The organism is Acinetobacter sp. YH16038, from assembly GCF_013417275.1.
In the GTDB taxonomy this organism is placed as follows: domain Bacteria; phylum Pseudomonadota; class Gammaproteobacteria; order Pseudomonadales; family Moraxellaceae; genus Acinetobacter.
This window is the reverse complement of record NZ_VPEG01000028.1, coordinates 42,052-48,243: the sequence shown is the minus strand read 5'-3', so window position 1 is coordinate 48,243 and position 6,192 is coordinate 42,052. Positions and strand designations below refer to the sequence as shown.

At 41.6% G+C, this 6,192-nt stretch carries 6 protein-coding genes and 1 rRNA gene; all 7 read left to right on the top strand.

Annotation, left to right across the window (positions count from 1 at the left end; translation table 11 throughout):
* Positions 1-3 precede the first annotated feature (3 nt).
* The 7 genes from rrf to hisD all read left to right on the top strand — a co-directional run bounded on the left by rrf (position 4) and on the right by hisD (position 6,191).
* Positions 4-118: ribosomal RNA gene (gene rrf / locus FTV34_RS12675) — 5S ribosomal RNA — on the top strand.
* Positions 119-385: 267 nt separating this feature from the next.
* On the top strand, positions 386-1,831 hold the full coding sequence (locus FTV34_RS12670) for an RNA polymerase factor sigma-54 (protein WP_125279334.1): 1,446 nt from the start codon (positions 386-388) through the stop codon (positions 1,829-1,831).
* A 185-nt stretch (positions 1,832-2,016) separates the two neighbouring features.
* The gene (raiA, locus tag FTV34_RS12665) at positions 2,017-2,349 is read left to right on the top strand and encodes a ribosome-associated translation inhibitor RaiA (protein ID WP_004783414.1); all 333 of its coding nucleotides are present in this window, start codon (positions 2,017-2,019) and stop codon (positions 2,347-2,349) included.
* A gap of 135 nt (positions 2,350-2,484) precedes the next feature.
* Positions 2,485-2,736, top strand: a complete 252-nt coding sequence (gene ibaG / locus FTV34_RS12660) for a BolA family iron metabolism protein IbaG (protein WP_004783413.1) — start codon at positions 2,485-2,487, stop codon at positions 2,734-2,736.
* 7 nt (positions 2,737-2,743) lie between these two features.
* The gene (gene murA, locus FTV34_RS12655; RefSeq protein ID WP_180070432.1) at positions 2,744-4,000 is read left to right on the top strand and encodes a UDP-N-acetylglucosamine 1-carboxyvinyltransferase; all 1,257 of its coding nucleotides are present in this window, start codon (positions 2,744-2,746) and stop codon (positions 3,998-4,000) included.
* Positions 4,000-4,701 carry an ATP phosphoribosyltransferase gene (gene hisG / locus FTV34_RS12650; protein ID WP_005234128.1) on the top strand — a complete coding sequence of 234 codons (702 nt, stop codon included), beginning with the start codon at positions 4,000-4,002 and terminating at the stop codon, positions 4,699-4,701. Before murA ends, hisG begins: the two co-directional genes overlap by 1 nt.
* A gap of 188 nt (positions 4,702-4,889) precedes the next feature.
* Positions 4,890-6,191, top strand: a complete 1,302-nt coding sequence (hisD, locus tag FTV34_RS12645; RefSeq protein ID WP_180070431.1) for a histidinol dehydrogenase — start codon at positions 4,890-4,892, stop codon at positions 6,189-6,191.
* Position 6,192 lies beyond the last annotated feature (1 nt).

Here is a 6,192-nt window from a genome sequence, read left to right as displayed (position 1 = left end):
TGTGCTGGCGACCATAGCAAGAGTGAACCACCTGATCCCTTCCCGAACTCAGAAGTGAAACCTCTTAGCGCTGATGGTAGTGTGGGGTCTCCCATGTGAGAGTAAGTCATCGCCAGCTCATTATTCCTAAAGCCCTCTGCTAAACGCAGGGGGCTTTTTTTATGCGTGGGGTTTAAAAAATTAAGTCAAATTATATTAATTTACAAATAGATTAATTACTGTTTAATAAAAATAAGTGATTAATAATGCTTAAAAAATTATATAAGAATGACGTTAAAGTTCATGAAATCATTATAGTTTTGTGTGTTTTTTTATCAAACTATGTTATAAAAGTTAAAACGGCATGAAAATTGCTTATAAAACGAGATTTTTATTAGGGGGTCATATGAAACTATCAGTGGGATTACGAATTGCCAACTCGCTGTCATTAACTCCACAGTTACAACAAGCAATCCGCTTATTGCAATTATCCAGTCTGGAATTAGAGCAAGAAATCCAGCTACAACTTGATAGTAATCCTTTGTTAGAAAAAGTTGAAGAGCAAATCAGTGTTGAAAGTCTTTCTACTGTTGATGCGAGTCAAAAGGATTTAACTAATGAACTTAATGCAGACCATCTTCCGGACGATCTCCCTGTAGATACCGACTGGGATGATGTCTATACTCATCAACCGACAAGTCTAGGTGCAGCAGAGTTTGAAGAGCGCGAAGACAATCGTCAAAGCCAGCAAAGCTTACAAGAATATATGCTCGAGCAGATTAATCTGCTACACTTTTCTCGCATTGATCAGCTCATTGCCTACTGCATTATTGATTCCCTAGATGAAAAGGGTTTTCTGGATGCAGAAATTTCTGAAATTACTGCATCAGTACAGCATCTTTTATCTTCCATGGATTATGAGGAAGAAATCGAAGAGGATGAAGTACTCGTTGTTCTTAAGCATATTCAGCGTCTTGATCCGATTGGAGTAGGTTCCAGAAATCTAGCTGAGTGTTTATTGATTCAGCTGGATAGCCTACCAGTTAATACCCCTTGTCGTAATGATGCGGTTAAATTGCTGCAACATTATGAGCTGCTGATTACCAATGAATTACCAAAACTCATTAAGCAAACTGGTTTAAATCAGGAACAATTACGCTGTGCGGTTGATTTGCTAAAAACTCTTAAACCATATCCGGGACTGGAGTTTGAAAGTAAGGAATCTGATTATCAGATCCCCGATGTCGTGGTAATGAAAAAGAATGACTGCTGGCAGGTGACGTTGAATCCTGATGTGATGCCAAAGTTAAGACTGAATTCTTTTTATACCAATATGATTCGTCGTGCTGATCAAAGTGAAGATAATCAATACCTGCGTAATCAGATGCTGGAAGCGAAAAACTTTATTAAAAGTATTGATGAACGACATAAAACTTTATTGAAAGTAGCCACCTGTATTGTTGAACATCAGAAAAGCTTTTTAGAGATTGGTCCTGAAGGTATGAAGCCTCTGGTTTTACGTGATATTGCTGAAGAAGTGGAATTACATGAATCAACGGTATCCCGTGTAACGACTAACAAATATATGCTAACTCCTCGTGGTTTATTTGAACTGAAATACTTCTTCTCGAGTCATGTAGGAACGACTTCTGGGGGAGAGGCTTCATCTACTGCGATCCGTGCCAAAATTAAGAAAATGATTGCAGAAGAAAATGCACGTAAGCCTTTATCGGACAATGCAATTGCCAATCTCTTGAAAGAAGAGGGGATTGATGTGGCACGACGCACGGTCGCGAAATATCGTGAATCGTTACATATTCCTTCCTCTTCTGAGCGAAAAGTCTTGATCTAGTTTTTGAAATTTGATTATTCTAGAGGTTCATTATGACATCGTAATGAATCTTTTTTTCTTTTGAGGCATGGTAAAAATGATCTGAATAAATGCTTTAAATCACGATTTTGCTTGAGCAAGTTATTGTATTCTTTTCATTTTTAACTGTGACTCTTCTGATCCTAACGAAGGTGAGGGATAGAACTATGCAAATAACAATTCGTGGACATCATTTATCAATTACGCCAGCGATTGAAGAAACTATAAAAACGAAATTTTCACAGATGACCAAACATCTGGATCAGGTGAACAGCATGCAGGTTAAGCTTTCCAAAGATCATCAGATTGATAAGCGCTCAAAAAGAGGCAGTAGTAACCATATCGCAGAAGCGATTGTCCGTTTACCGGGTATTGAGTTTTTTGCCCATGCCAATGCTGATGACATGTATACCTCAATTAAAATTTTGACGGAAAAATTAAAAAAACAGATTGACCGATATCGCGAAATGCAGCTGAATCATCAGAGTTTAGCCATTTAAGCGACCAAATGGGGAAAAAGAGGTTTTTAAAAGCCTCTTTTTTTATATATATAATGTATGTGACTAATGAATTATTTTTTACATTTATAGTAAAATGACTCGTTTTACACCCTTAGTCCTATAAGAGGTCTTGTGATGAATAATGAACAGCTCGCTGAAATTTTAAAAGCCGCTTTTCCTGAGGCGGATGTTGCTGTGAGTGGTCAGGGCGGAAAATTCGATCTCCGTATTGTGGATGATCAGTTTGAAGGTAAACGTCCGGTTGCACGTCAACAAGCTGTTTATGCTCCTCTCAATTCCCATATTGCCAGTGGTGCAGTGCATGCTGTGACCATTCGTGCATTGACCAAAGAAGAATGGCGTAAAGCAAGCTTATTTGGAGCTTAATCAATTAATGGATAAATTCTTAATTCAGGGCGGTATTAAGCTCGACGGTGAAGTGCGTATTTCTGGTGCAAAAAATGCAGCGCTTCCATTATTAGCAGCAATGATTCTTGCTGATACGCCAATCACACTTAAAAATGTTCCAAATCTAAAAGATGTAAATACCTTGGTAAAGCTGATCGCAGGTCTTGGGATCACGATTAGTTATGAAGGCGATACAGTTATTGCAGATACCTCTACTTTGGATAACCAGTTTGCACCTTATGAACTCGTAAAAACCATGCGTGCTTCTATTTTGGTGCTTGGTCCTCTATTGGCGCGCTACGGTAGTGCAAAAGTATCCCTGCCAGGTGGATGTGCGATTGGTTCTCGTCCAGTCGATCAGCATTTGAAAGCACTAGAAGCTTTAGGTGCCGAGATTGAGGTTGAGGCCGGCTATGTCCATGCTAAAGTCGATGGTCGTCTGAAAGGCGGTGAAGTTGTCTTTGATATGGTGACTGTGGGTGGTACTGAAAATATTCTGATGGCTGCAGTATTGGCGGATGGTGTGACCACGATTCGTAATGCGGCGCGCGAACCTGAAATTACTGATCTTGCTCAAATGCTGATTAAGATGGGTGCGAAAATTGACGGTCTGGATACCGATACTCTAGTGGTTACCGGTGTAGAAAGCCTGCATGGCTGTGAATATGCAGTAGTGGCCGACCGTATTGAAACTGGTTCTTATCTGGCTGCTGCAGCTATTACTGGTGGACGTGTTAAAACCACGCATACAGATCCGGCTTTAATGGAAGCTGTACTAGATAAGTTTGAGGAAATGGGCGCAGAAGTCACTCGTGGTGATGACTGGATTGAACTGGATATGATGGGCAAACGTCCGAGAGCGGTGAGCTTCCGTACCTTGCCACATCCAGATTTCCCAACAGATATGCAAGCCCAATTGATGGCAGTCAATGCTATTGGTCGTGGATTTGCCACAATTTCTGAAACGATTTTTGAAAACCGTTTTATGCATGTTCCTGAATTGGCCCGTATGGGAGCCAATATTCAGGTCGAAGGTAATGATGCTGTCGTAACGGGTGTAGAAAAACTTTCTGCAGCACCTGTGATGGCAACAGATTTACGTGCTTCATTCTCTTTAGTTCTTGCAGCACTTGCAGCCGAAGGAGAAACATTGATTGACCGTATTTATCATATTGACCGCGGTTATGAAGATGTCGAAGCAAAGTTACAAGGTTTAGGTGCCCAAATTAAGCGAGTAAGTTAATGAGTGATATGAGAAACGATGATCCAAACTTTGACGTAATGGGCAATTTTGATCATGGTTTAACGTTAGCATTAAGCAAGGGCCGTATCTTAAAAGAAACTTTACCTCTGCTTGAAACAGCAGGGATTAACCTGCTGGAAGATCCGGATAAATCACGTAAGCTGATTTTTCCAACCACGCATAAACAGGTGCGTATCCTGATTTTACGTGCCTCTGATGTGCCGACTTATGTTGAGAATGGTGCGGCAGATATCGGTGTAGCAGGTAAAGATGTGTTGATGGAACATGGCGCGCAAAATGTCTATGAACCATTAGATCTTAAAATTGCCAACTGCAAATTGATGACAGCAGGTAAAGTCGGCATGGAGCGTCCGAAAGGCCGTTTAAAAATTGCGACTAAATACGTGAATCTGACCCGTCAATACTACGCAAGCCTCGGTGAGCAGGTTGATGTGATCAAGCTTTACGGTTCGATGGAACTTGCACCATTGGTGGGTTTAGGTGATTACATTGTTGACGTGGTCGATACAGGCAATACACTGCGTGCCAATGGTCTTGAGCCACTTGAAGAAATCTGCAAAGTCTCTTCACGTCTGATTGTGAACAAAGCCAGCTTTAAACGTAAGCAAGCATTGCTGAATCCAATTCTTGCCCAGCTTGAACAAGCGGTTGAAGCACGCGAACAGGCGAAAAAAGCTTAAATTTACGCTGTATTAAAGACCGTCCACTTTGGGCGGTTTTTTTATTTGTGCTCAAAAAGATAAGAAGCCTAATGCTTTCATCAATTTTATCTAAAGCTATTTCCAATAAAACTCATAGCACAAGTCTGTTCTAGCTACCGACAAAGTCTTTGAAAACAGGTAAACTAAAGCCTTCGAATTCAAACCTTATGGGTAAATTGATGCGACGTTTATCGACACAAGATCAAAACTTCAAGCAAGCGTTTGCTGACTTGTTGGCTTTTGAAACCGTGAATGATCCTGAACTTTTAAAAACTGTAGACCAAATTATTGCTGACGTGCGTCAGCATGGTGATGCTCATGTTCTTAAATTGACTCGGCAGTTCGATCGACATCCAGCGCATCAATTTTCAGATTTAGAACTGACTCAAGAACAATTGAAAGCAGCCTTTGAAGGCTTGACGACTGAAGTGCGTGAAGCTTTAGAATTGGCTGCAAACCGTATTCGCGAATTCCATCAGGCACAAAAACAGGATGGTTGGACGTATGTCGATGCTCTAGGTAATACCTTGGGTCAGAAAGTGACGCCATTGGATCGCGTAGGGATCTATGTACCAGGTGGCTTGGCTTCATATCCATCTTCAGTATTAATGAATGCTGTTCCTGCACATGTGGCAGGTGTGGGTGAAATTGTTATGGTGGTGCCTGCTCCAAATGGTGAACTGAACCCATTGGTCTTGGCTGCTGCCTATCTGGCTGGGGTACACCGTGTATTTACCATTGGTGGTGCACAAGCGGTTGCGGCATTGGCCTATGGTACAGAAACCATTCCACGTGTCGATAAAATCACTGGTCCGGGTAACCGTTTTGTGGCTGCGGCAAAACGTGCAGTATTTGGTCAGGTCGGTATCGACATGATTGCTGGTCCTTCAGAAATTCTGGTCTATGCAGAAGGGCAGAACAATGCCAAATGGTTAGCGATGGATTTGTTATCTCAAGCTGAGCATGACACTGTTGCTCAAGCTGTATTTATTACGCCTGATGAACAGCTTCTCAATGAAGTAGAACAAGCAATTGAAGAGCATTTGCTAGCTCTACCAAAAGCAGAAATTGCCCGCACTTCAATTGCCAATCGTGGTGCATTAGTGCTTGTGAAAGATCGTGCTGAAGGTATTGAGCTGATTAACCAAGTAGCACCTGAACATTTAATGCTGTGTTTGGATGAAGCTCAAGAAATGGCTGAAGAGATTCGCCATGCCGGTGCGATTTTCATGGGACGTTATACGCCTGAAGCGATTGGTGACTATTGTGCAGGTCCAAACCATGTATTACCGACATCTGGTACAGCACGTTTCTCATCACCACTGGGTGTGTATGATTTCCAGAAACGTTCAAGCCTGATTATGTGTTCTGAAGATGGTGTGAAAACCCTTGCGAAAACTGCAGATGTTCTGGCACAGCAGGAAAATCTGGATGCGCATGCCCGTTCAGCACGCTACCGTTATCAGTAAT

Coding starts and splice junctions, on each gene's coding strand:
- FTV34_RS12670 (WP_125279334.1), top strand. CDS start 386: ATGAAACTATCAGTGGGATTACGAATTGCCAACTCGCTGTCATTAACT.
- raiA (WP_004783414.1), top strand. CDS start 2,017: ATGCAAATAACAATTCGTGGACATCATTTATCAATTACGCCAGCGATT.
- ibaG (WP_004783413.1), top strand. CDS start 2,485: ATGAATAATGAACAGCTCGCTGAAATTTTAAAAGCCGCTTTTCCTGAG.
- murA (WP_180070432.1), top strand. CDS start 2,744: ATGGATAAATTCTTAATTCAGGGCGGTATTAAGCTCGACGGTGAAGTG.
- hisG (WP_005234128.1), top strand. CDS start 4,000: ATGAGTGATATGAGAAACGATGATCCAAACTTTGACGTAATGGGCAAT.
- hisD (WP_180070431.1), top strand. CDS start 4,890: ATGGGTAAATTGATGCGACGTTTATCGACACAAGATCAAAACTTCAAG.